We start from the raw sequence: 23563 nt of genomic DNA on the forward strand, positions 1-23563 counted from the left end.
CACGACACGCCGGGAGGTGACCACCGGTCCGCCCAGCCCCCGTCACCGGATGCCTGGCCGCCTGGCCGCCTTGGAGGAGTCGCAGGGCCGCCGTACGCGTCACAGGGGTCCGGTGGGCCACGGCCGGTCGTCCATGCCGTCCGCGCCGTCGGTGTCCCGCTGCGACCGCGGTCGTGGGGTTTCGCCCGCGGTGAGGTGTTCCAGCACCTCGACCAGTTCCTGGCAGGCCTTCTCCACCGAGCGCCGGGTGTTGCGCTGCTCGGTGATCAGCGCGGACAGCAGCAGGGCGGTCAGCGCCATCGAGCCGTTGAACGTCTGCAGCTTGGCCATGATCTCGATCCGGCTCAGTCCCGTGAAGGCCCCGACGCCGTCCGTCGCGGCGACGCTGGCCAGCACGGACGTCAGCAGCGCGCACAGCACGCTGCCCACGAGCTGGAACCGCAGGGCGGCCCAGATGAGGAGCGGGTAGACGAGGTACAGCAGGCTGAGCGAGCTGTAGACGGCCACCGGCACCAGGCAGCAGGCGACGACGGTCAGCGCGGTCGCCTCCTTCCAGCGGGCCAGGGACGGCGGCCAGCGCGCACCGTGCAGCAACAGCAGCAGCGGGGTGACGAGCAGGACGCCCATGGCATCGCCGACCCACCAGGCCAGCCAGACCGGCCCGAAGCTGTCCGCGTCCAGCTTGCCGGTGAGGACGAGGAGCCCCGCGGCGGCGGTCGAGCTGATCAGCATCGCGGTCAGCGCGCCGAGGAACACCAGGGCGACGCCGTCCCGCAACCGGCCGAGGTCGGTGTGGAAGCGGGCCCGGCGCAGCAGCAGCACCGCGACCACCGGTGCGCAGGTCTGGGCGGCGAGGGTGCCGAGCACGTCGAGGCCGGGGGTGGTGAGGTACAGCACGGCGAAGAAGGCGCCGATGGTGATGCCGGGCCAGCAGCGCAGGCCGAGGATCAGCAGGGCGGCGACGGCGATGCCGGTCGGTGGCCAGATGGGGGTGACGACGGCGTCCTCGACGGCGAGTCCGCGCAGGAGTCCGAGGCGGGCCGCGCCGTAGTAGCAGGCCGCGACGGCCAGTACCTGGACGGCGTAGCCGCCCGGCCGGCGCAGATCCTGGATACCCACCACAGCAGCCATCTCACACCGGTGGCCCCGGCTCGGCGAGGCGAGAGCCGGTGCCGTCCGGCCCTATGGCTGAATGCAGGACCGCCTGCGCGGCACCCGACGTCCAGGTGCACGGCGGGCGAGCGGACCGGTCGGGCTGGATCCGGTTCCGGCGTGCACGGGGGCGGCGGCCCGGTCACGGCTGGTTTCCGGGAGCGTCCAGGCCGACGACGAGGACGGCCGCGTCGTCTTCGTGCCCGACGCTCTCGGCGCCCTTGATCACGGCGGCGGCCAGCGCGTGGGCCTCCAGGCCGGCGACGGCGGCGATGCCGGCGAGGCGCACCACCTGGTCGAGGCCCTCCTCGATGCTCAGTGAGGGGCCCTCCACCACGCCGTCGGTGACCAGGACGAACACTCCGCCCGTGGTGAGCCGGTGTCTGCTCACCGGGAACTCCATGCCCTTGTCGATGCCGAGCGGCGGCCCTCCCTCGTCGTCGACGACGCCGGACTTGCCCTCGGCCGTGGCCCATACGAACGGGATGTGGCCGGCCCGTGCGCTCTCCAGGACCCCGGTGGCCGGGTCGAGGCGCATGAAGGTGCAAGTGGCGAAGAGGTCGGTGCCCAGCGAGAGCAGCAGGTCGTTGGTGCGGGCGAGCAGTTCGCCCGGATCGCCGGTCACCGAGGCGAGGGCGCGCAGTCCGGCCCGCACCTGGCCCATGAAGGCGGCGGCCTCGATGTTGTGCCCCTGTACGTCGCCGATGGACAGCCCGATCCGCTCGTCGGGCAGGGCGAACGCGTCGTACCAGTCGCCGCCCACGTTGAGGCCGAGGTTGGCCGGTGTGTAGCGGACGGCGAGATGCAGGCCGGGGGCGGTGGGCAGGTCCCGGGGCAGCATGCCGCGCTGCAGGGCGATGGCCAGCTCGACCTGGGTGCGCTGCAGCTCCGCGCGCTCACGTGCCTGGGCGGTGAGCGAACCGAGTCTGACCAGCAGCTCGTCGCCGTTGTCCGTGGAGCGCTTGCGGGGCATCGATCACTTCCGGCGCGGCGGTGGCCTTGCATGACCGTCCGCCTGAAATTTCAGCAAACGCCTAGATTTTACCTATATCTCATGATCGCGCTCTCGCGGCCCCGAGGGCACGGATCCCCGAAAGCGGCCCCCGCGAACCCGGGTGGCACGCACCTTCGCGTACGTCCGGGCTCCGGGGGCCTTGGTGCCGTCGTGGCTCACAGCGGCGAGTGGGCCACCACCGCCACATAGGCGCCGAACAACAGGGACACGACGGTGAGGCCGCCGTAGACGACCATGGCGTGGGCCGGCCGCACCCGCCAGGTCCGGGTCAGCGCACGGGCCATGGGGATGAGGAGGGGGAAGGCGGGCAGCAGGAACCGCGGCTTGGAGGAGAAGGTGCCGGAACCGCCGACCACGAGCAGGATCAGCACCCCGGCGAAGACGACCAGGGCCAGCGGGGCACGCTCCAGGCAGAGCAGCGCGAACAGCAGCACACCGGCCGCGACGATCACCAGGGCCGCCGGGTAGACGAAGCCTCCGCCGTGCAGCAGCAGGTTCTTCAGAAAGCGCGCCGAGCCCGCACCGAAGTCGAAGCGGGAGTCCCAGGCGCTCTGCACCTTGAAGTAGCCGCCGAGCACGTCTCCGGTCTGCGTGCCCACCCAGAGCACATAGCCGAGCCAGCCCAGCGGGGCGAGCACGGCACCGGCCCACAGGCTCACCGGGGCCCGGCCGCGCTGCCGCAGCACCTCGACGGCGGCGGCGAGGGAGACGGCCACCGCCACCGCGAAGCCGCTCGGCCGGGACAGCCCCGCCAGCCCGGCCAGGGTCCCGGCCCACAGCCAGCGGCCCTTGAGCACGTAGTACAGCGCCCAGACGGCGAGCGCGGCGAACAGCGACTCGGTGTAGGCGACGGTCAGCTCGACGGAGTGCGGCTGGGCGGCCCACAGGGCGACCAGCGCGGTGGCGACCCCGCGCCCATAGAGGCGGTGGCCGATGACGTACACGCCGTACGCCGCGATGCCCGCGGCGATCCAGGCGATGAGTATCGCGGCCTGGCCGGGGGTGAACGGCAGGACCGTGGTCAGTGTCCTGATGAGCGCGGGGTACAGCGGGAAGAACGCCCAGTCGCTCTGCGGGGCGCCCTGCGGGGTGATCCAGATCAGGTGGCCGTAGCCGTGCTCGGCGATGTGCAGATACCAGCGCGAGTCCCAGGAATGGGCGAAGCTCTTGACTAGTGGATGGCCCCGCACCGCGTTCGTGAGGATCACCACGAGAACCCCGGCGAGCCGTACGGCCGCGAACAGGGCGAGGGCTGGGAGCGCCCCCTCGGGGATCCCACGCCGGGCGATCCAGGGCAGGGTCGGGGGGCGCAGGGGCCGGGACGGGGCGGCCGACTCGGGCCGCGGCATGGAGGAGGTGCTCACTCTATTGACCTTGGGCACGCCAGGTTAGACGTGCAATCCGCGACTCGGGTTTCTTACGTACATCCACCCTGATTCAGGAATCAGTCAAGGAAAGCGTGCAAATCCCTTACCCCCACCACCCCCCGAAGAAGCACGTGAGAGGTCTGGTTACCATATGAGCGCTCCCTAGCTCGAAAGATGGATCCGTGACTGTCAACGACGACTCGTTCACCAACTGGAAGATCCGCGAGGAGATCGCGGAGTCGATGATCCCGCTCATCGGGAAGCTGCACCGCGAGCAGGACGTGACCGTCCTGCTGCACAGCCGCTCCCTGGTGAACAAGTCGGTGGTCAGCATCCTCAAGACGCACCGCTTCGCCCGGCAGATCGCAGGCGCGGAGCTGTCGGTCACCGAGACCATGCCGTTCCTGAAGGCCCTGACCTCCCTCGACCTGGGACCCTCCCAGATCGACCTCGGCATGCTGGCCACCACCTACAAGGCCGACGACCGCGGCCTGAGCGTGGAAGAGTTCACCGCCGAGGCCGTCGCCGGTGCCACCGGCGCGAACAAGATCGAGCGCCGTGAGCCGCGCGATGTCGTCCTGTACGGCTTCGGCCGCATCGGACGCCTGGTCGCCCGGCTGCTCATCGAGAAGTCCGGCTCCGGCAACGGCCTGCGGCTGCGCGCCATCGTGGTGCGCGGTGGTGGGGGCCGGGCCGCCGAGGATCTCGTCAAGCGCGCCTCGCTGCTGCGCCGCGACTCCATCCACGGCCAGTTCCAGGGCACGATCACCGTCGACGAGGAGAACAGCACGATCCTCGCCAACGGCAACGCCATCAAGGTGATCTACGCCGACGACCCGAGCGCCGTCGACTACACCGAGTACGGCATCCGGGACGCCATCCTCATCGACAACACCGGCAAGTGGCGCGACCGCGAGGGCCTGTCCAAGCACCTGCGCCCCGGCATCGAGAAGGTCGTCCTGACCGCGCCGGGCAAGGGCGACGTCCCGAACATCGTGCACGGCGTCAACCACGACACCGTCAAGCCGGACGAGCAGATCCTGTCCTGCGCCTCCTGCACCACCAACGCGATCGTGCCGCCGCTGAAGGCCATGGACGACGAGTACGGCGTGCTGCGCGGCCATGTGGAGACCGTCCACTCGTTCACCAACGACCAGAACCTGCTGGACAACTACCACAAGTCCGAGCGCCGCGGCCGCTCCGCGCCGCTCAACATGGTGATCACCGAGACGGGTGCCGCCTCCGCCGTCGCCAAGGCCCTGCCGGACCTCAAGGCGCAGATCAGCGGCAGCTCGATCCGCGTGCCCGTGCCGGACGTCTCGATCGCGATCCTCAATCTGCAGCTGGCCCGCGAGGCCACCCGCGAGGAGGTCCACGACTACCTCCGTGAGGTCTCGCTGACCTCTCCGCTCAAGCGCCAGATCGACTTCACCACGGCGCCCGACGCGGTCTCCAGCGACTTCATCGGCTCGCGCCACGCCTCGATCGTGGACGCCGGCGCCCTCAAGGTCGACGGGGACAACGCGATCCTCTACCTCTGGTACGACAACGAGTTCGGCTACTCCTGCCAGGTCGTCCGGGTCGTCCAGCATGTGTCGGGCGTCGAGTACCCGACCTACCCGGCCACGGCGGTCTGACGACCGTCAGCGCACGGCGGCGGCCGCCGACCGGGGTTTCCGGTCGGCGGCCGCCGTGCTGCGGCGCGTGTGCTCAAGGCTTGGCGGGCTTGGCACAGGCACCCGCGGCACACGCCGTGAGCCACTGGTCGAAGTCGGCGTCGTAACGGGTGCCGATGCCGTCGTGGTAGACGGCGTATCCGCCGGCGTAGTCACCGACGCGGAAGCGGGCGAGCATGTTCTGGATGTCATCGGGGTGGTTCTCGGCCATGTAGCGCACGGCGAGATAGCCCCAGGGGTAGGTGCGGGTCACGTCACTGTTGTCGTACGTGCTCTGCCACAGGGTGCTCAGCTTGTATGTGTGCTTGGCGGCCTCCTGGACGGCCTGGTCGTCGGCTATTCCCCGGTAGCTGTAGGAGACATACTCGGCCAGGCCCTCGATCCACCAGATGTCCGGCACGGAGATCTGCTGGCTGAAGTCGCCCTTCATGTCGTCTCGGCCGTCGAGGAAGTGCGTGTACTCGTGGTTGAGGTTCCAGATCCGGGCCGTGAAGCCGTCGTCGGAGTCCTTCTGGTACATGATCGACGTGGCGTGGTTGTTCGGGTCGGACGGGTTGCCGTCCAGCGTGATGCCGCCGTTGTCGGTGCTGACGCCGTAGATCGCGCCGGCGTAGGTCTGGTAGTCGGCGCGGCTGGCGAAGACCACGAGCTGGATGGCGGAGACGTACTGACCGGGTATCGCGCCGCCGGCCTTCACCAGCCCGCGGAAGTAGGCGTCCTGGTGCAGCACGCTGGCGCAGGTCGCGTCGAGGTCGGCGTCCGTGAGGCCCTGGGCGAGGATGGTGTGGTCCGCGTCGCAGGAGTGGGTGATCGGCAGGGCGGCGGCGGTCAGCTTGGCGGGCAGGTCGCAGACGTCGTAGTACGCGCAGTCGGTCCCGTCGTACGCGTTGGCCTGTGTGGCGACGGCGACCCACAGCGCGGCCGTCGGGCCGGTGATCCCGGACTGGTCCAGCAGATCCTTGGCCAGCGGCCGCACGGTCGCCTGGAGTTCCGGGTGCTCGACATAACGGGCCAGGTTCATCCCGGCGTTGGAGTCCAGGAAGGCGTTGTCGGTGCCGAGCAGGTCCGTGTGGTCCAGGGCGAATTCGTGCAGGGTGTCGGTGATCGACGGGTCCGCGGCGACCGCCTTGACGTAGTCGGGGTTCCAGTTGCCGCGCCACAGCGGAGTGTAGGCGTCGTTGACCGCCCTGACCATGCTGGGCACGGAGTCGTACGGGCTGTCGTAGTCGCTCAACAACCGCTCGTAGACGGGGAGATAGCGGCCCTGGGCATCGGCGCTGTCGGTGAGGATGACGGTCTCGCCGAGGATGTCGCCGTTCGCCGCCGTCACATCCTTCGAGTGGGACCGGGCGAAGAAGGCGTCCAGGCCGGCCGTGACGGCCTTGGTGAGGCGGGTGGAGTAGGTGCCCACGTCGCCGGGGTGGTTGAACTGCACGTAGTACCCGGCCCGCAGGAACAGGACCAGCTGCTCCAGGCTGCCGGAGTTGTCGCCCCGGTACTGCCCGGCCGTGCGCGTGAACGCGGCCGCCGCAGTGAGCATCTGGGACTGCTGGAAGACGTCGTGCGCGTCCTTGCCGGTGACCGAGAAGAGGGTGTTGACGCAGTCCGTGGTCGACGCCTTCACGAAGGCCACGAGGGCGGCGCCGCTACGGCTGCCGAAGTCGCCCGGAGTGCAGGAGGCGGCCTTGGCGGCTCTGCGGGCCGGGTGGGCCGGATGGGCCGACAACGGCTGCAGGGGCGGGAGTTGGGCCGGGCTGAGCCGCCGGGCCGCGCTCGCGGGGCGCTCGGTGACGGCGGTGGTCGCACCGGTCGGCGAGGGCACCGACCCCTGCGAGCGGGGCGCCGGGACGGCAGCGGTGTGCGGCTGCGGTGCGGCCGTCGCGGGCATGGACAGCAGCCCGGCCAGGGTGACGCCGACGGCCGCGGCGCCGGCCATGCGTCCGGCCCTGCGAGGGTTCCCGTGACCGGGCATGCTTCTGGGCAGCGCGAAGCGATAGCGCATCTGGGGTTTCCTCCACGAAGGGATGCGCCTCGGTGGGGTGCTGAGGCGTGTGAGGCACTGTCTCAGCGGGCCGCCGCCCCAACAATGCCGTGTGACATAGCACATGGCATTGACCGCTCATAACATCACGGTGCGCCCTTGACCGGCCGCTACGCCCCGGTGACGCTCCAGGTGCGTGAGGCCCAGGCTCTCAAGTGGGGTGCCTGCGCGACGAGGTCGCGGTACGCGGCCGTGGCGGACTGGGCCACGGCCTCCGCGACCTCCTCGGCGACGGTGTCGGGCCGCCAGGCCAGCACATAACGGCACCACAGCGGGGAGCCGACCAGTGGCTTGACCACGACATGCGGGATCGGCCGCAGCGTCGGCTGGACGAGGGACACACCGAGGCCGTCGGCGATCATGCTCTGCAACTGGGTCTGGTCGCCGAGGAACTCGTGGACGGTGACCGGTGTGAACCCGGCCGCCGCACAGGCGTCGTAGAACACCCCGGGCCAGCCGGCGCCGTCGTCCGGGGTCACGAACCAGGCGTCCTCGGCCAGGTCGGCGAGCTGGACCTGGGCGCGCTGCCGCAGCCGGTGCCGGGAGGGCAGGGCGACGAACGTCGGCTCCGTCACTATCCCGCGGTGCCGCACCGCGCCCGAGTGGCTCAGCTCCATGCCCGGGTAGTCGGCGGCGATCGCCGCGTCCACGGCGCCCTCCTCCAGCAGCTCCACGATCCGCGAGGAGGCGTAGACGCTGGTGACGGCGACGGACAGGTCCGGCAGCCGGGTACGGACACGGGAGACCGTGCCGGACAGCATGGGCGAGTTGGTCGACGCCACCCGCAGGGTACGGCTGCCTCGCGCGGCGGCCGGTCGGTGGCCTATGGCGTCGGCCCGGGCCAGCACGTCGCGGGCCTGGGCGACGACCTCGGCGCCGTAGCGGGTCGGCCGTACCCCGCTCGTGCCGCGTTCGAAGAGCGGCTCGCCGAGGTGGCGCTCGATGCGCCGCAACTGGGTGCTCACGGCGGGCTGCGAGTAGCCGAGCTGTGTCGCGGCGCGCCCCACACTGCCGGCGTCGGCGATCGCGCACAGCACCCGCAGATGCCGCAGCTCCAGCTCCATCGCGCCACTCCCCGTTTCCGTCCATGGCCGGTCCCGGGAGATCCGTTCGCCTCTCCGGGAAAACCGGTGCTCACCGGCACCCCCGGCCGTGGTCGCGGCCGGCGGACCGAAGCGTCGCACTGTGCCGCGTCCGACACAAGTCGCAGGTCCGCCGACCTGGGCGGTGCCCGGCGGCCGTGCTCCGGCCGCCCGAATGACGCACGCCTCGACATGTCCGGCCCGCTCGGTGGGCCCCGCCGGCGGAGCGCCCGTGCGACTCCCTGACTCAGCCCCCTCGGAGCCACAGGGACCGCCTCCGCAGCGGCCCCGCGGCCACGCGCCCCTGCCAGGCCGGGTCGGATCACTTCCGGCCCAGCACCTCCGCGACCCGGATGAAACCGTCGGTGCCGTGGCCGAGGCCGATGGTGCGCCGGGCCATGCCTTCCGCCGCGCGCATCACGCCCGCGTCGATGCCGTGGGCCTCGGAGACGTCGATGACATGAGCCATGGTCGAGGCGGCCGAGGTGAGGGGATTGATCGCCCCTGAGTAGGTACCGTCGTCGGCGTTCTGCGCGAACTCCGCGAAGAGCGGGGGCAGGATCGCGCCGATGCCCCGCGCGAAGGGTGCGAGTTCCCCGGCGGTGACCCCCTCGGCCCGGGCGAGCGCCACGGCATGCGCATAGCCCGCCATCGCCGTCCAGAAGAGGTCGAGCAGCGCGATGTCGAAGGTGGCGGCGCGCCCGATCTCCTCACCGAGGTGGGTGTGCCGGCCGCCCAGCGCCTCCAGCACGGGCCGGTACTCCTCGTACAGGGCACGCGGTCCGCTGTGCAGGAAGACGGCCTGAGGTGTGCCGATACTGGGGGCCGGGGTCATGATCGCGCCGTCCAGGTAGCGGATGCCGTGCCGGGCCGCCCAGTCCGCCGACTTCCGGGCCCGGTCCGGGGTGTCGGCGGTCAGGTTCACGACGGTACGGCCCTTGAGCGCCCGGGTGACGGGCTCGGGTCGCAGGAGGGCGTCGACCGCGTCGTAGTTCACCACGCAGACCACGGTCAGTTCGCCGGCCGCCACGGCCTCCTCGGCCGATCCGGCGCCGGCCGCCCCCTGCTCGATCAGCTCCCGGTCCTTGCCCGGTGTGCGGTTCCAGACCGTGGTGCGCAGCCCCGCCTTCAGGAACACGGCGGTCAGCGACCGGCTCATCGGGCCGAGACCGAGCACCGTGACGGCAGGAAGATTCGTGGATGCGGACATGTTTCAACTCCTGGATAAATGAAGAAATATGGCCCTGCGGCCTGATGAGGAAGAGGACACCGATGACACGCAGCCGCGCCCAGGATCCGAACGTCTGCGGAGTGACCGCCGCGATCGCCGTGATCGACGGCAAGTGGAAGACGTCCCTGCTGTGGCTGCTGGAGTCCGGCCCGCACCGGCCCGCCGAACTACGGCGCCGGCTGCCGGGGTTGAGTGAGAAGGTACTGACTCAGGCGCTGCGCGAGATGGAGGAGGACGGCCTGGTGCACCGGGAGGCGTACGACGTGCTGCCGCCGAAGACGGTGTACACGCTGACCGAGTCCGGCCGCGACCTGTCCGAGGCCCTCGGCCCCGTGTCCGACTGGGGCCACCGCCGCCTGGAACGGCTCCGCGCCCGCGGGGCGGCATCCTGACGCACCATCGCCGTCACCTCCTCTCGCACCAGTCGCCCTGCCCCTGACCTCGTGAATCAGCCTCTCCCGCCCGGCCCCGGCTGCCAAGTACGCACAAAAAAGTGGGTATGCGGGCTCGTCGGGTGCCCGATCAGTGCGCCCGCGCCACGATCGCGGGTGCAGCCCACCCTCGTCCTCCCAAAGCCGTCACCTAAAGTCTTTGCCTAAAGCCTTTAGGTAGCTCCATAATCACTTATGGCAGATGGGAGAGAGATGATGGTTCGCGCAGGCCTGACGACCGAGCGCCTGGTCCGTGCTGGAGCGGAGCTGGCCGACGAGGTCGGCTTCGAGCAGGTGACCGTGTCCGCGCTGGCCCGGCGGTTCGACGTCAAGGTCGCGAGCCTGTACTCGCACCTGAAGAACTCCCAGGACCTCAAGACCCGGATCGCGATGCTGGCGCTGGAGGAGCTGGCCGACCGCGCCGCCGACGCGCTCGCCGGCCGGGCCGGCAAGGACGCCCTCACCGCCTTCGCCGACGTGTACCGCGACTACGCCAGGGAACACCCCGGCCGCTACGGGGCGACCCGCCACCCGCTGGACCCCGAGGCGGCGGCCGCGAGCGCGGGCGGCCGGCACGCCCAGATGACCCGCGCGATCCTGCGCGGCTACGACCTGGCCGAGCCCGACCAGACCCACGCGGTCCGGCTCCTCGGCAGCGTCTTCCACGGTTACGTCAGCCTGGAGCTGGCCGGCGGATTCAGCCACAGCGCCCCCGACTCCCAGGAGTCCTGGAGGCGGATCCTGGACGCCCTCGACTCCCTGCTGCGCGACTGGCCCACCCCCTGACCCCTTCGACCCACAGGCCCACACATGCACTCCATCCCCCTCACCCCCGAACTCCTGCGCGGCGCCCTCGACCTGGAGCGCACCGCCCATGGGCTGCTGCCGCACCGGCTGCCGGCCCGCGCCCGCGCGCAGTGCACCGATCCGCAGCTCGCCCTGGCCGAGTCCCAGCCCTCCGGCGTACGACTGGTCTTCCGCACCCGCGCGACCACCGTCGAGTTGGACACCCTGCCGACCAAGCGGGTCTACGTCGGCGCGCCGCCCCGCCCCGAGGGCCTGTACGACCTGCTCGTCGACGGCCGCCCGGCCGGCAGCGCAAGCGTCGCCGGCGGCCACACGCTCACGATCGACCTGGCCACCGGCACCGCCGAGCACCGGCCGGGCCCGGTCGGCACCGTGCGCTTCACCGGGCTGCCCGAAGCGGCCAAGGTCGTGGAGATCTGGCTGCCGTACGACGAGACGACCGAACTCGTCGCCCTGCGCACCGACGCGCCCGTCGAGCCCGTGCCGGACCCGGGTGGCAAGGTGTGGCTGCACCACGGCAGTTCTGTCAGCCATGGCTCGGTGGCCGCGAGCCCGACCACCACCTGGCCGGCGCTCGCCGCGTCGCTCGGCGGGGTGCAACTGATCAATCTGGGGCTGGGCGGCGGCGCCCTGCTCGACCCGTTCACCGCTCGCACGCTGCGGGACACGCCCGCCGACCTGATCAGCGTCAAGCTCGGCATCAACGTGGTCAACACCGATCTGATGCGCCTGCGCGCGTTCGGGCCCGCCGTGCACGGGTTCCTCGACACCATCCGCGACGGGCACCCCGACACCCCGCTGCTCGTCGTCTCGCCGATCCTGTGCCCGATGCACGAGGACACGCCGGGGCCCAGCCTCATGGACGTCGCCGCTCTGAGCGAGGGACGGCTGCGGTTCCGGGCGGCCGGGGACCCGGCGGAGAAGGCGAGCGGGAAACTCACCCTGGGTGTCATCCGGGAGGAGCTGTCCCGGATCGTGCGCGAACGGGCGGCCGAGGACCCGCACCTGAACTACCTCGACGGCCGTGATCTGTACGGTGAGGCCGACCTCGGCGAACTGCCGCTGCCCGACGGCCTCCACCCCGACGCCGCCGCGCACCGCCGCATCGGCGAACGGTTCGCGGCGCTGGCGTTCACTCCGGGCGGCCCCTTCGGGAAGAGCGCCGCCTGACCGTACGGGCCGACTCACACCAGGTGCGCGAAGACCACCAGGTTGTCGGTGTAGTCCTTCGCGGCCTTGTCGTAGGGCCCCGCGCAGGTGATCAGCCGGACCTCGGGGCGCTGGGCATCGGCGAAGACACGCTTGCTGGGGAAGCTGTCCTTGGCGAACGTCTCGGCCTCGTCCACGACGAAGTCGGCATCGCGTCCGTCGGCGCGCTGCACGGTGATCTGGTCGCCCGGAGTCAGGTCGTCGAGGTTGGCGAAGACGGCCGCGGAGGTCGTCGTGTCGAGGTGCCCCGCGATGATCGCGGTGCCCCTCTCGCCGGGCGCGGCACCCTTGGCGTACCAGCCGACGAGGTTGGTGTCGCCGGCCGGTGGCGGCTCCAGCTGCCCTGTGGCACCGATGGCCAGGGTGGTGAAGGGGGCGTCCACGGAGATCTTGGGGATGAGCAGGCGTGTCGGTTCGGATCTGGGCAGTTCCTCGCTGACCTCGTGCGTGTCGGCCTTGGGCAGGGAAGGGGTGCCGGCGCCCGCACCACGGGAGGTGTGCGGCGCCCCGGCGCGGGAAGTCTGCGGCGTGCTGTCCGGGCCGTGATGGCCGCCGAACACACTGACGGCGAGGAGGACGATCGCCACGCCCCACAACGTCAGCCGCCCGCTACGGCCGGAACTCCGCCCGTCCGCGGACGAGTTCACGGGCGTCGGGGAGTTGGGATCTGCTGCCATCGAACACCACCTCACTAGGGCACGGCAGCACGGGGATCAGGACTGGGGCGCCGGTGCACGGGGACCGGCGCGCAGGGGTAGGTATGTGCGGGGCGGCTGCCGCCGCCCGCCGGGGCGGGCCGCCGACGCGGTGGGCGCGTCGGCGGCGGCCGCAGCCTCTGGACGGAGTGTCGGGTCAGGACGTCTGGCCGGCCTTCTTGCGGCGCAGCACGTACATACCGCCTGCGCCTACGGCCAGCGCGGCCAGACCGCCCGCGGTGACACTCGGCGTGGCAAGCGCGCCGCCACCCGTGTGCATACCGCCGTGCGGCCGGTCGCGGTCGCCGCGACCGTCGTGGTCGCGACCGCCGTCCCGTCCGTGGTCGTTGTCGAACCGGTCGTCGTCACGACCGCCCGAGCCCCAGTCGTCACCGCGCAGCGCGGCGAGCGCACCACCACCGGTGTGCACACCACCGCGCGGCTCGTCGCGCCCACGACCCTTGCCGTGGTCGTCGCCACCCTTCCCGTGGTCGTCGTCACCCTTGCCGTGGTCGTCGTCGCCCTTGCCGTGGTCACCGCCACGGCCGTGGTCGTCACCCTTGCCGTGGTCGTCGCCCTTGCCGTGGTCGTCGCCACGGCCATGGTCCTCGTCCCGGCCGTGGTCGTCGTCCCGGCCGTGGTCGTCGTCGGAGCCCCGGTCGTCGCCCCGCACCAGGGCCAGCGCACCACCACCGGTGTGCACACCACCGCGCGGCTCGTCGCGCCCACGACCCTTGCCGTGGTCATCGTCACCCTTGCCGTGGTCATCGCCACGGCCGTGGTCGTCACCCTTGCCGTGGTCGTCGTCCCGGCCGTGGTCGTCGTCCCGGCCGTGGTCGTTGTCCCGGCCGTGGTCGTCGTTCCGACCGTGGTCGTCATCGCGACCGTGGTCGTCATCGCGACCGTGGTCGTCGTCGGAGCCCCGGTCGTCGCCCCGCACCAGGGCCAGCGCACCACCACCGGTGTGCACACCACCGCGCGGCTCGTCGTGCCCACGACCCTTGCCGTGGTCATCGTCACCCTTGCCGTGGTCATCGCCACGGCCGTGGTCGTCACCCTTGCCGTGGTCGTCGTCCCGACCGTGGTCGTCGCCGCGGCCGTGGTCGTCATCCCGACCGTGGTCGTCATCGCGGCCGTGGTCGTCGTCCGAGCCCCGGTCGTGGCCTCGCACCAGGGTCAGCGCTCCGCCACCCGTGTGGATTCCACCGCGTGGCTCGTCGTGTCCGCGGCCCTTGCCGTGGTCGTCGCCGTGATCATTGTTGTGGCCGCGACCCGAGTCGTCGTCGCGTCCGTGGTCGTCGTTGCGGCCATGGTCGTCGTCGGAACCCCGGTCGTGGTCCCGGCTGAAAGAGGAGTCGTCGCGGCCCCCGTCGTCACCTGCGGGAACGGCGAGCGCTGCGCTGGGCACTGCGAAGGCTAGGGCGGCTGTGGCGGCCGCCGATGCCAGAAGCATGCGGGCAGAACGCATAGCGATGTCCTTCCGCCGTGACCGGGCAGCGGATACCTCATCAGCTGGATAGACCCGGCCTCGACATGAACCACCGTCAGTGCGTGCTCGAAGTCCCACCATTCGAGCGGTCCAGCCGGGTCACTGTGCCACCCGTCTGTCCCAGTGATCGCGCCCCGCATACCCTCATCCGGGCGAATCCCCGGGCGCGCCGCGCGCCTCTGACACCCCCGAGCGCCCCACACCCCCCATGGGGGCTTTGCGGAAGCCCCCGGCCCTCTTGTTATGACCGTCGTCATAACGCAGGCTGGTGGCGGCAGTGCGGCGCATCGACACGGTGGAGGAAGCGGTGGCGGACGGAAGGGCGCGGGCCCTGTGGGAGCGGTACGAGCCGGTGCACGATCTTGTGTACTTCGCGCCGGAGGTGCACCGGGCGGCGGACGCGCTCGGGATGCGTGGGTTCTGGATGGGGTACTTCGCGCTGCGCGCCGCACCGCTCGGCGCGGTCCCCTCGTCCGTCGTGACGAGCTGTTTCTACGTCTTTCACCCCGCCCGGGTGGCCCGAGCCCTGCCGGATGCCTGGTCGTACGCGGCGCCCGCCGATGTCCTGGCCGCCCGCTTCGACGCCCTGGACGAGGCGATGACCGGCCTGTTCGGACCGGACGTCGTCGGCTCGGCCGACTTCGCGGAGGCCGCCGACCTCGCCTGGGAGGCCGCCGCGGGAGCGGACACCTCGGGTCGGGTGCTGGCCGCGGCGAACCAGGCGCTGGACCGCCCGGACCGCCCCGCCGCCCGGCTGTGGCAGGGCCTGACGACGCTGCGCGAGCACAGGGGCGACTCGCATGTCGCGGTGCTGGTGGGTCAGGGGCTCGGGCCGGTCGAGGCCATGGTGCTCAAGGCGGCGTCCGGCGAGTCCGACGGGACCATGCTGCGGGAGACCCGCAAGTGGGACCGGGCGGACTGGGACGCGGCCGCGACACGGCTGCGCGAGCGCGGGCTGCTCGCGGCCGACGGGTCCCTCACCCGGGCCGGGGCCGTCGTACGCACGGAGGTGGAGGCGCTGACCGACGCGGCGGCCGAAGGACCCTGGACCGCGCTCGGCACCGACCGCACCACCCGTCTGGCCGATCTGCTGGAGCCGCTGGCCGGCCTGGTCGAGGGCTCGGGCCTGCTGCCCACGGGCAATCCGGTGGGACTGACCCGGCGCGCGCAGCCCATCGGCCGGTGAGCGAACACGGCGCGAGTCCACCTCGACATCCTTGACACACACGCCCCCTCGACCCTCAGCGCAACGAGACGTAGCGGCAGGTCACATCGACCACCTGCCCCCACCCGGCCAAGCCGTACGGCACCCCACCCCGTGTGCCAGGCCGGGGATGCCGTACGGGTGGCTGGGTGTCGCCGGTTACCAGGTCACCGGCAGCCGCTCGGGTATGCGCTTCATGAAGCCGGTGCGCCACACCAGTTGGCCGGACGGCACGGCGAGCGCGAGGTCCGGGAGCCGGTCGAGGAGGACCTCCAGGGCGATCCGGGCGTGCGCGCGGCCGAGCGCGGTCGCGGGGCAGTAGTGGGCGCCGCCGCCGAAGGAGAGGTGGTCGGCGGTGTTGTCGCGGTGGACGTCGAAGCGGTGCGGGTCGGGGAACTTGACCGGGTCGAGGTTCGCGCCCTCCACCAGCACCAGGACGAGTTCGCCCTGCTTCACGTCGACGTCACCGAGCCGGACGTCCTCCAGCGCCAGGCGGGGCAGCGCGTCGCCGATGGAGAGGTTGACCCGCAGCAGTTCCTCCACGCCCGGGCCGATCAGGTCCGGGCGCTCCCTGAGGAGGTCGCGGGCGATGGGGTGGGTGAGCAGATAGACCAGGGCCATCGCGAGGAAGCCGGAGGTGGAGATCACGCCGGCGCCGAACATGGTGACTCCGACGGTGGCCAGCATCTCGTCGCTGAGATGGGCGTACTCGGGGTCGTCGCGCAGCGCGGCGAGTTCACCCATCAGGCCGTATGTCGCGGGATCGTCGAGCAGGGCCGCCATCCGGGCGATGTCCCGGTCCCAGTTGATCTTCGCGCCGGTGATCGGGCACGGCGAGTTCATGAAGGCGATGTCCAGGCTGCGCAGAAAGGCCGGGGCCTCGGTCTGCGGGATGCCGAGGATACGGCAGTGCATGCTCGCCGAGTACGGCTCGCAGAACGCGCTGCGCAGATCGACCGTCGGGCCGTCGTCCTCCATCCGGTCCACCAGCCGGTGCGCCTCCTCGCGCAGCCACTCCATCAGGCCGGGTGACTTCGGATTGAGCGCCTTCATCACCGCCCGGCGCAGTCCGGCGCCGGTGATGTTGCCCATGTTGTTCACGACCTCGGGCGGGATCGTGAGCGCGTACTGCCGGGGCACTCCAGGGGCGGAGGTGTCCTTCAGCGAGAACCGGTCGTCCTTCAGTACCTGCGCACACAGGTCGTACGACGACACCAGCCAGGCCTCGGCACCGGCGATGGTCCGCACGCGCCGTACGGGGGTGGCGGCGCGTACGTCCTCGACCTCGGCAGGGACCCGGGTGCCGTCCCAGGAGAACGGGAAGTCGAGCAGGGGCGGGTCGTCGGCGCGGATGTCCGGGGCAGTGGTCATGCGGCGGCTCCTTCCAGGGCGGCGGGGGTGACGATGGCGTGGCCCTGGTTGCGGGAGGCGCGCAGGCCGGCGCCGCGGGAGTACAACAGCTCGGCCATCGGCAGAAGTTGGTGGTAGCAGTTGAGCGAGGAGGGCACTTTGAGGATGGCGGGGGTGTCCAGGAACAGCGGAGCCTCGGCGCAGACGTAGTCCAGGCACACGGCGCGCTGAAGCTCGGTCGGCGTCTCACCACGCGCACTGAGGAAACGATTCACCAGGGCGTCGCAGACGGCCCGGAAGGAACCGTCGGAGGACAGGCGGTCCTTGAGTTGCCGGTGGATCTCCTGGTAGGCCGGGTTGGTGCGGAACTCCGACATCGGGTGCCAGTCCAGCCGCAGTCCCTCCGGGTCCGCCGCCGCCACCGCGTCGCGGACCTTTGCGCGCACACCGCGCAGGTTCTTCACCGCCTTGCGCCGGGCCTCGTCCGGGGGATAGCCGGACGCCTCGTACATCTCGGCGACGTACAGGTCGGTGTAGACGAAGTCGACCCTGTCGAAGTGGTCCAGTCCCCAGCGGGCGAGGTCGTGCAGGCGGCGGCCGGAGAAGTAGCTGTTGCCCGGGGACACACCGATCACGGCGTGCGCGCCCTCGCCCAGGATGATCTCGCAGTGGGACGTGTACGGCTGGACTTCGAAGACGTCGGCCATCAGCACGGATGCTGTGGTCAAAGGGGAAAGCCTCCGCCGCGCGCTAGTCCCGGCGGGGCCCTGTGCCCCTGGTGTGGCTGCGCGGCGCCCTCACGCTAACCGTACTGGATCAGCACGGGCAGTTACTGCCTGGTTTTGGCTGAAAACAGTCGTAGCAAAGCTCGAAGTACCATGCATTGTGCATCTGTTGAAAGCCGTACCCTGGGGCCGTGGCCAACCGAGACGAGGCTGACGAGGACCCGGGCCGGGCAGCGTCCCGGCTGACCGGACGCCCGGCCACCGGGGCGCGGGCGGTGTCCGGTTCGCCCGCCGAGGTGACACTGGACGACGGCGCACGGGTCATGGTCAAGCGCGGTGACGCTCCCGGGGCCGTACGGGCCGAGGTGGCCGGACTGCGCTGGCTGGCCGCGGCGCACGCGGTCCGGGTGCCGGCGCTGCTCGGACACGACGAACGCTGGATGGTGACGGAGCGGGTGCCGACCGGGCGGCCCGATCCCGCCGCGGCACTGCGTTTCGGCCGGGCCCTGGCAGCCCTGCACGCGGCCGGTGCGCCGCATTTCGGGGCGGCACCGCCCGACGGCCTCGAGGACGCGTTCATCGGCCTCGCCCCCATGCGCAACGCGCCGGGCGCCGACTGGCCCCGCTGGTACGCCGAGCACCGCGTGCTGCCGTATGTGCGCGGCGCGGTCGACCGCGGCACGCTCGGCACGGACGAGGCGAGGGTGTTCGAGCGGGTCTGCGCACGGCTGCCGGAGCTGTCGGGCCCCGCCGAGCCGGCGGCGCGACTCCACGGCGACCTGTGGAACGGGAACGTGCTGTGGGGCTCCGACGGCGAGGTCCGGCTCATCGACCCGGCCGCGCACGGCGGACACCGGGAGACCGACCTCGCGATGCTCCGGCTGTTCGGCTGCCCGCATCTGGACCGGGTGCTCGCCGGGTACGAGGAGGCGGCACGGCTCGCCGACGGCTGGCGCGAACGGGTGGGCGTGCACCAGCTGTTCCCGCTGCTGGTGCACGCGGTGCTGTTCGGACGCGGCTACGCGGAACAGGCCCTGACTGTGGCACAGAACACACTGACGGCCTGACGCGAGGTCCGGTCGCGGCCTGCTCCGTCGAACCTGGTCCGCCAGCGCCGTCCGCCGAGCCGCTGAACGCAACGCCGTGGGCTCCAACGGCGTCCTGTGCCATGCGGGCATGCCCTCCCGCACACACAACGGGACCACGCTCCGTCACCCGTCACTCGAAGGGCCTTTCCGGCGCCCTCCCCGACCCGCGGTTACGCAGCGTAAGGAAACCAACCACCCGTTCGATTCGTATAAGGACGTGAAAGCCGAATCAGGGAGAGACCATGCAACCGTTCACGCTCAACTACGCGCGGCCCGCTGTGCAGTTGGACGTCACCACTCCGTACGCGTATGACTCCGGACTGCAGTTGAACGTCCTCCCGGACGGGCGGATCGCCGCCACCGACCACGCGACCCTGCGAACTCTGGGGACCACGACATCGACCGCCGGATCCAAGACCCACTTCGACGACTGAACCGCGGACCTTGAGACATGACCGTGCTCATCCTGACCAGTGAAGAAGACGTGACGGCGGACATGGTGGTCCTCCGGCTGGGCGAAGCCGGCGTGCCCGTCGTCCGGCTCGATCCCGCCGATCTGACCAACGGGGTGGCGCTGTCGGGCGAGTACGTGCAGGGCGCCTACCGCGGGCATCTGTCCGTCGGCGGGCGCCTCGTGACCATGAGCGGCCTGCGCTCCGTCTGGGTGCGCAGGCCCGGGAAGGCGGCCGCTCGCGCCGCCCAGCCGTCCGCCTGGCTGACGGAGGAGTCGGCGCAGGCGCTGTACGGCATGCTGCGCACCACCGACACCCGCTGGATGAACCATCCGGACGCGGCCCGCCGCGCCCGGCACAAGCCCTGGCAGCTGCACCTCGGGCAGCGCAGCGGCCTGCCGGTGCCGGCCACGCTGATCACGACGTTCCCGCAGGCGGCGCGGGAGTTCGCGGAACGTTTCCCGGACCTGGTGGTCAAGCCGGTGTCGGGTGCGCATCCACAGGAGCCGCCGCGCGCGGTGCCGACCAGCCGCGTCGCGCCGAACGCCGACTTCTCGGCGGTGGCCTTCGGTCCGACCCTGCTGCAGCGCCGGATCCCCAAGCGGGCCGACATCCGGCTCACCGTCGTCGGCGACACCCTGCTGGCCGCGCGCAAGCCCGCCGACCCGGACGCCCACCCGGACGAGGTGGACGTCCGTTTCGCCCCGTCTGTCTCGCCCTGGCTGCCCGCGGACGTGCCTTTGCGCGTCGCCGAGGGCGTGCGGCGGTACATGAGGGGCGCGGAACTGGCATACGGCGCATTCGACTTCGCCGAGGACGCCGACGGGATCTGGTGGTTCCTGGAGTGCAACCAGTCGGGCCAGTTCGGGTTCGTCGAGATGGACACAGGTCAGCCCATCGCCGCCACGATCGCCAAGTGGCTTGCCGGGGACGGCGGTCCGGACCGCAGGTGTGCGCAGGGCGACCGGGGCGCAGCCTCTTGAGGGTGCGGGGAACGGCTCGGAGAAAGGAACGCTTCATGCGCATCGGACTGCTGGGAACGGGCCCATGGGCCCAGGCGGCGTACGCCCCCGCTCTCGCCGGGCACCCGGGCGTGGAGTTCGCCGGGGTGTGGGGCCGCAGGCCCAGGGCGGCCTCGGCGCTGGCCGAGCAGTACGCGGTGGCCGCGTACGACGCCGTGGACGCGCTGCTGGCCGATGTGGACGCGGTGGCCGTGGCCCTGCCGCCGTCCGTGCAGGCCGAGTTGGCGGTGCGGGCGGCGCGGGCGGGCCGTCATCTGCTGCTGGACAAGCCGCTCGCGGTGTCGGTAGCCGAGGGCCGGGCCGTGCTGGCCGCGGCGGAGCGGGCCCAGGTGGCCTCGGTGGTGTTCTTCACGGCTCGCTTCCAGAAGGAGCCGGATGCCTGGATCGAGGAGCAGGCGGCCGAGGCGGGGTGGTTCACGGCCCGCGCGCAGTGGCTCGGGGCCGTGTTCACCTCCGACAGCCCGTTCGCAGCCTCGCCGTGGCGGCGGGAGAAGGGCGCGCTGTGGGACGTCGGCCCGCACGCCCTGTCGGTGCTGTTGCCGGTCCTCGGCGACGTACGGCAGGTGGTGGCGGCTGCGCACGGTCCCGCGGACACCGTGCATCTGGTCCTCGACCACGCCACCGGTGCGTCGAGCACGCTCACGCTGAGCCTGACGGCGCCGCCCGCGGCGGCCGGGGCCGATGTGGAACTGCGGGGAGAGGCGGGCGTGGCACTGATGCCGGGCAGTTCCGAGGGAGCGGTCCTGGCGCTCACCCGCGCCGTCGACGCCCTGCTGACGGCCGCCCGCACGGGCCGCCCGCACGCCTGCGACGCCGCGTTCGGCCTTCGCGTCACCGAGATCCTGACCACGGCGGAGGCCCGCCTGGCAGCCGACAGGGTCCAGCCCTGATCCTCGGCCCCGACCGGCCCCGACGGCAGGTGGGGCGGCCTGTTCCACAAGGTCCCTCGCCGATCACCACTCCCTCAGCGTGTCACCCGGCACTGACAACGGGGGCGGCCCAGAAGTTGATGCGTTCCCGTACGACGGGATAGCCGGCCGTGGTGAAGTGCGCGGCCATGGGGGCGTTGGTCTGGTCGGTGGCGGCCGCGATGAACTCGGCGCCCTGGCCCGCCAGGAAGTGGGTGCATTCGGCGAGCAGGTCGTAGGCGTAGCCGTGCCCGCGCTGTTGCGGCACGACACCGATGAAGCCGACGCACGGCCCGGACGGATTGCGCGCGGGAATGTGGATGCCGGCCGTCTCGCCGTCGGGCGTGCGGGCGATCCGCCACCAGGCGCGCGGAGACGGAAGCCAGCGCAGGACGTCCAGTTCCTGCTGTGCGGCCAGGTCCGGTCCGCCCTGCTCGATGGCCCGGCGGGCGTGCGCGTCGAGGGTGACGGAGTGGATGCGGCGCAGCAGGTCGAAGAAGACGGCGTCGTCGGGTTCGGGGGCGAAGACGAGGCGGCCGGGCCGCTCGGGCAGGCCCTGGTCCGGGGTCCATCGGTACAGGAAGCGCTCCACCAGGGGCGCGTAGCCGGCCGCGTGCGCGGCGGCGGCCCGGATGTCCGCGGCGGCGCGCAGCCGTGGGTCGGCGCGCCAGCCGGAGGGCAGGTCGAGTTCGAGTTCACCGGTCTGCCAGGGTGCCGTGCGCAGGAGTTCGGCTCCGGCCTCCGCCTCGCCCTCGGCGACGTCGAACCAGTTGATCACGAGCGGTTCGGGGTCCTCGGCCCGGCCCCACCAGGCGGCGCGGGCCACGGTACGGCCGTCGCGCACGGCGATGCGCTGCCAGTCGGCGCGGTAGCGGGTGAGCCGGTGCTTGGCGCGGAAGGCCAGCGGGTCGGGCATGGTGTCGAAGAGGTGCGCGCTGCTCTCGTCGAGCGTGCGGATGACCAAGGTGGTCATGGGTTCCTCCGGGATGCGTGCCGCGATGCGGCGGGGATGCGCTCCCGGTCAGGCCTGGCACACCCGGGTGACGGGGAGATGGGAGCGCGGGATGACAGTGACCATGACGCTCGCCTCCTTCCGTCCGTCTCGGGCGTGCGGCCACAGGTTATGGGGGCCGTATCCGGGGCGTCCACCGTTTTTCGCTGCCGCTGAGTGCCTTTTCGCCGACGTCGGGCGTGTGTCCGCCACCGCTGTGCCGCGGCCGCGCGCGGGACGTCCGCCGATCGTCGCCGGATCCCCGGCTCACGCCCAGGTCCCAGGCTGCTCCGGCGGACCGGACCCACCGCGCCACCACGGGCCGGGCTGGAGGTGCCGCCCCGGCCGGGACACCGCGACGCCACCCAGGCCGCGGGCGCAGGCCGGAGGCCGTCGTGTGGAGGGCGGCGTAGCTTGGGGGTGTGATGTCGGTGCGCGGCTGGGCGTCGCGTCGGGACCGGGAGGAGCGCGGCTGGTTGCGGGGCGCACCGCCGCCGCTCTGGGTGCGGGTGCTGCCCGTGCTGCTGCTCGCGGTCGTCAGCACGGCCACGCTGGTCACGCCCCACGCCCGTGATCTGGGCTTCCTGCTCGGGGCCATTCCGCCGCTGGCCGTCCTGTCGTACGGGCCGCTGACCACCGCGCTGCTCGGCGTCGTGGTGGTCGCGGTGCTCAACATCCCCGCCACCCATCTCAACCGCCCCGGCAACACCGATCTGCTCACCATCGTGTTCGTGGCCGTGCTGAGTGTGTTCGTGTCGTATGTGCGCAGCCGCCGGGACGCCCAGCTGGACACGGAGCGGGCGATCGGCGAGGCCGTGCAGCGGGCCGTGATGCCGCCGCTGCCGGAGCGGGTCGGCGGCGTGGCGTGCGCGGGTTTCTACCGGGCCGCGCAGGACGGAACGCTGGTGGGCGGCGACTTTTTCGACGTGCGGGACGGGCCGTACGGCGTGCGCGCGGTGATGGGCGACGTACAGGGGCACGGGCTCTCGGCGGTCGCGACGGTGGTGTCGCTGCTGGGCGCGTTCCGGGAGGCGGTGCTGGACCAGCCGGAGCTGGAATCGGTCGCCGCGCGGATGGACCGCAGGCTGGCCGTGGACTCGGCGGGCGTACGGCACGGGGAGCTGTTCGCCACCGGGGTGCTGCTGGAGTTCTCCCGCGACGGGCGCGCGGTGCGCGTGGTGGCCTGCGGTCATCCCGCGCCCGTGCTGCTGCACGAGCGGGACGCCCTGGAGGTGGTGGTCCCGCCGGGACCGCCGCTGGGGGTCGGGCTGGTCGGCGTCGACCCGCCGAAGGAGGTCACCGTGCCGCTCACGCCGGGCGACCGGCTCTTCCTGGCCTCCGACGGGGTGTGGGAGGCACGGGACTCCGTCGACGCCTTCTATCCGCTGCCCGCGCGGCTGGCCACCCTGACCGGCACGGCCTCCGCCGAGCTGTCCGGAGCGGTGTGGGCGGACCTCGCACGACTGCGCTACGAGGTCCGGGACGACGTCACCATGCTGGTGCTGGCACCCGAACCGCCGGCCGCCTGACCGTACGAGAAGGCGGCTCTTTCCTCTCCCCAACCGGCGAACCCACAGCCGGAGTTCGAACGTCTCGACTCAAACGCCAGGCCACGCCACCCCTTCCGC

General features: G+C 71.8%; 22 protein-coding genes. 11 read left to right on the forward strand and 11 right to left on the reverse strand.

The features are described from left to right. Positions 1-99: 99 nt before the first annotated feature. The 3 genes from AB0L75_RS19915 to AB0L75_RS19925 form a co-directional block, all read right to left on the reverse strand. Positions 100-1122: an MASE1 domain-containing protein gene (locus AB0L75_RS19915; RefSeq protein ID WP_365182585.1), complete on the reverse strand. Its 1023-nt coding sequence runs from the start codon at positions 1120-1122 to the stop codon at positions 100-102. Positions 1123-1294: 172 nt separating this feature from the next. Then, the gene (locus tag AB0L75_RS19920) at positions 1295-2125 is read right to left on the reverse strand and encodes a PP2C family protein-serine/threonine phosphatase (RefSeq protein WP_365182457.1); all 831 of its coding nucleotides are present in this window, start codon (positions 2123-2125) and stop codon (positions 1295-1297) included. Positions 2126-2322: 197 nt separating this feature from the next. Next, complete coding sequence (locus AB0L75_RS19925; protein WP_365182459.1) at positions 2323-3531, reverse strand: glycosyltransferase family 39 protein; 1209 nt, start codon at positions 3529-3531, stop codon at positions 2323-2325. A 185-nt stretch (positions 3532-3716) separates the two neighbouring features. On the opposite strand from AB0L75_RS19925, the gene AB0L75_RS19930 reads away from it, so the two are divergent. Then, positions 3717-5171, forward strand: a complete 1455-nt coding sequence (locus tag AB0L75_RS19930) for a glyceraldehyde-3-phosphate dehydrogenase (protein WP_365182461.1) — start codon at positions 3717-3719, stop codon at positions 5169-5171. 73 nt (positions 5172-5244) lie between these two features. Here the strand turns inward: AB0L75_RS19930 and AB0L75_RS19935 are convergent, their stop codons facing one another. The 3 genes from AB0L75_RS19935 to AB0L75_RS19945 form a co-directional block, all read right to left on the reverse strand. Then, positions 5245-7212: a collagenase gene (locus tag AB0L75_RS19935; protein ID WP_365182463.1), complete on the reverse strand. Its 1968-nt coding sequence runs from the start codon at positions 7210-7212 to the stop codon at positions 5245-5247. 149 nt (positions 7213-7361) lie between these two features. Further along, positions 7362-8315 carry a LysR family transcriptional regulator gene (locus tag AB0L75_RS19940; RefSeq protein WP_365182465.1) on the reverse strand — a complete coding sequence of 318 codons (954 nt, stop codon included), beginning with the start codon at positions 8313-8315 and terminating at the stop codon, positions 7362-7364. Positions 8316-8655: 340 nt separating this feature from the next. Beyond that, a complete protein-coding gene (locus AB0L75_RS19945) occupies positions 8656-9543 on the reverse strand; it encodes an NAD(P)-binding domain-containing protein (protein WP_365182467.1) in 888 nt (295 codons plus the stop codon). Positions 9544-9605: 62 nt separating this feature from the next. Here AB0L75_RS19945 and AB0L75_RS19950 point away from each other — a divergent pair, with 62 nt between their 5' ends. From AB0L75_RS19950 to AB0L75_RS19960, 3 genes are all read left to right on the forward strand, one after another. Next, entirely contained in the window at positions 9606-9956 is a 351-nt protein-coding gene (locus AB0L75_RS19950) for a helix-turn-helix domain-containing protein (RefSeq protein WP_365182469.1), read from the forward strand. Positions 9957-10211: 255 nt separating this feature from the next. Next, entirely contained in the window at positions 10212-10781 is a 570-nt protein-coding gene (locus tag AB0L75_RS19955; RefSeq protein WP_365182586.1) for a WHG domain-containing protein, read from the forward strand. Positions 10782-10805: 24 nt separating this feature from the next. After that, positions 10806-11972, forward strand: coding sequence for a GDSL-type esterase/lipase family protein (locus tag AB0L75_RS19960; protein ID WP_365182471.1), 1167 nt, complete (start codon positions 10806-10808; stop codon positions 11970-11972). A gap of 14 nt (positions 11973-11986) precedes the next feature. Here the strand turns inward: AB0L75_RS19960 and AB0L75_RS19965 are convergent, their stop codons facing one another. Both AB0L75_RS19965 and AB0L75_RS19970 read right to left on the reverse strand, forming a co-directional pair. Further along, entirely contained in the window at positions 11987-12688 is a 702-nt protein-coding gene (locus AB0L75_RS19965) for a class F sortase (RefSeq protein ID WP_365182473.1), read from the reverse strand. 175 nt (positions 12689-12863) lie between these two features. Next, entirely contained in the window at positions 12864-13136 is a 273-nt protein-coding gene (locus AB0L75_RS19970) for a hypothetical protein (RefSeq protein WP_365182474.1), read from the reverse strand. Between AB0L75_RS19970 and AB0L75_RS19975 the strand changes: the two genes are divergently transcribed. Both AB0L75_RS19975 and AB0L75_RS19980 read left to right on the forward strand, forming a co-directional pair. Further along, positions 13131-14126 carry a hypothetical protein gene (locus AB0L75_RS19975; RefSeq protein ID WP_365182476.1) on the forward strand — a complete coding sequence of 332 codons (996 nt, stop codon included), beginning with the start codon at positions 13131-13133 and terminating at the stop codon, positions 14124-14126. The genes AB0L75_RS19970 and AB0L75_RS19975 overlap by 6 nt on opposite strands. A 337-nt stretch (positions 14127-14463) precedes the next feature. Further along, the gene (locus tag AB0L75_RS19980) at positions 14464-15381 is read left to right on the forward strand and encodes a hypothetical protein (RefSeq protein WP_365182478.1); all 918 of its coding nucleotides are present in this window, start codon (positions 14464-14466) and stop codon (positions 15379-15381) included. A gap of 177 nt (positions 15382-15558) precedes the next feature. Here the strand turns inward: AB0L75_RS19980 and AB0L75_RS19985 are convergent, their stop codons facing one another. Both AB0L75_RS19985 and AB0L75_RS19990 read right to left on the reverse strand, forming a co-directional pair. Then, entirely contained in the window at positions 15559-16770 is a 1212-nt protein-coding gene (locus AB0L75_RS19985) for a cytochrome P450 (protein WP_365182480.1), read from the reverse strand. After that, the gene (locus AB0L75_RS19990; protein ID WP_365182482.1) at positions 16767-17477 is read right to left on the reverse strand and encodes a tRNA-dependent cyclodipeptide synthase; all 711 of its coding nucleotides are present in this window, start codon (positions 17475-17477) and stop codon (positions 16767-16769) included. Before AB0L75_RS19990 ends, AB0L75_RS19985 begins: the two co-directional genes overlap by 4 nt. A 188-nt stretch (positions 17478-17665) precedes the next feature. Between AB0L75_RS19990 and AB0L75_RS19995 the strand changes: the two genes are divergently transcribed. From AB0L75_RS19995 to AB0L75_RS20010, 4 genes are all read left to right on the forward strand, one after another. Beyond that, positions 17666-18541 (forward strand): fructosamine kinase family protein, encoded by an 876-nt coding sequence (locus AB0L75_RS19995; RefSeq protein WP_365182484.1) that lies wholly within the window; start codon positions 17666-17668, stop codon positions 18539-18541. Positions 18542-18804: 263 nt separating this feature from the next. After that, complete coding sequence (tgmA, locus tag AB0L75_RS20000) at positions 18805-18996, forward strand: putative ATP-grasp-modified RiPP (RefSeq protein WP_023553158.1); 192 nt, start codon at positions 18805-18807, stop codon at positions 18994-18996. 17 nt (positions 18997-19013) lie between these two features. After that, on the forward strand, positions 19014-19997 hold the full coding sequence (gene tgmB, locus AB0L75_RS20005) for an ATP-grasp ribosomal peptide maturase (RefSeq protein WP_365182486.1): 984 nt from the start codon (positions 19014-19016) through the stop codon (positions 19995-19997). Positions 19998-20032: 35 nt separating this feature from the next. Further along, positions 20033-20926, forward strand: a complete 894-nt coding sequence (locus AB0L75_RS20010; RefSeq protein ID WP_365182488.1) for a Gfo/Idh/MocA family oxidoreductase — start codon at positions 20033-20035, stop codon at positions 20924-20926. An 82-nt stretch (positions 20927-21008) separates the two neighbouring features. Here the strand turns inward: AB0L75_RS20010 and AB0L75_RS20015 are convergent, their stop codons facing one another. Continuing rightward, positions 21009-21917 carry a GNAT family N-acetyltransferase gene (locus AB0L75_RS20015; protein WP_365182490.1) on the reverse strand — a complete coding sequence of 303 codons (909 nt, stop codon included), beginning with the start codon at positions 21915-21917 and terminating at the stop codon, positions 21009-21011. Between the two features lie 443 nt (positions 21918-22360). On the opposite strand from AB0L75_RS20015, the gene AB0L75_RS20020 reads away from it, so the two are divergent. Beyond that, positions 22361-23464, forward strand: coding sequence for a PP2C family protein-serine/threonine phosphatase (locus tag AB0L75_RS20020; RefSeq protein ID WP_365182588.1), 1104 nt, complete (start codon positions 22361-22363; stop codon positions 23462-23464). Positions 23465-23563 lie beyond the last annotated feature (99 nt).

The organism is Streptomyces sp. NPDC052101 (assembly GCF_040680235.1).
GTDB lineage: Bacteria > Actinomycetota > Actinomycetes > Streptomycetales > Streptomycetaceae > Streptomyces.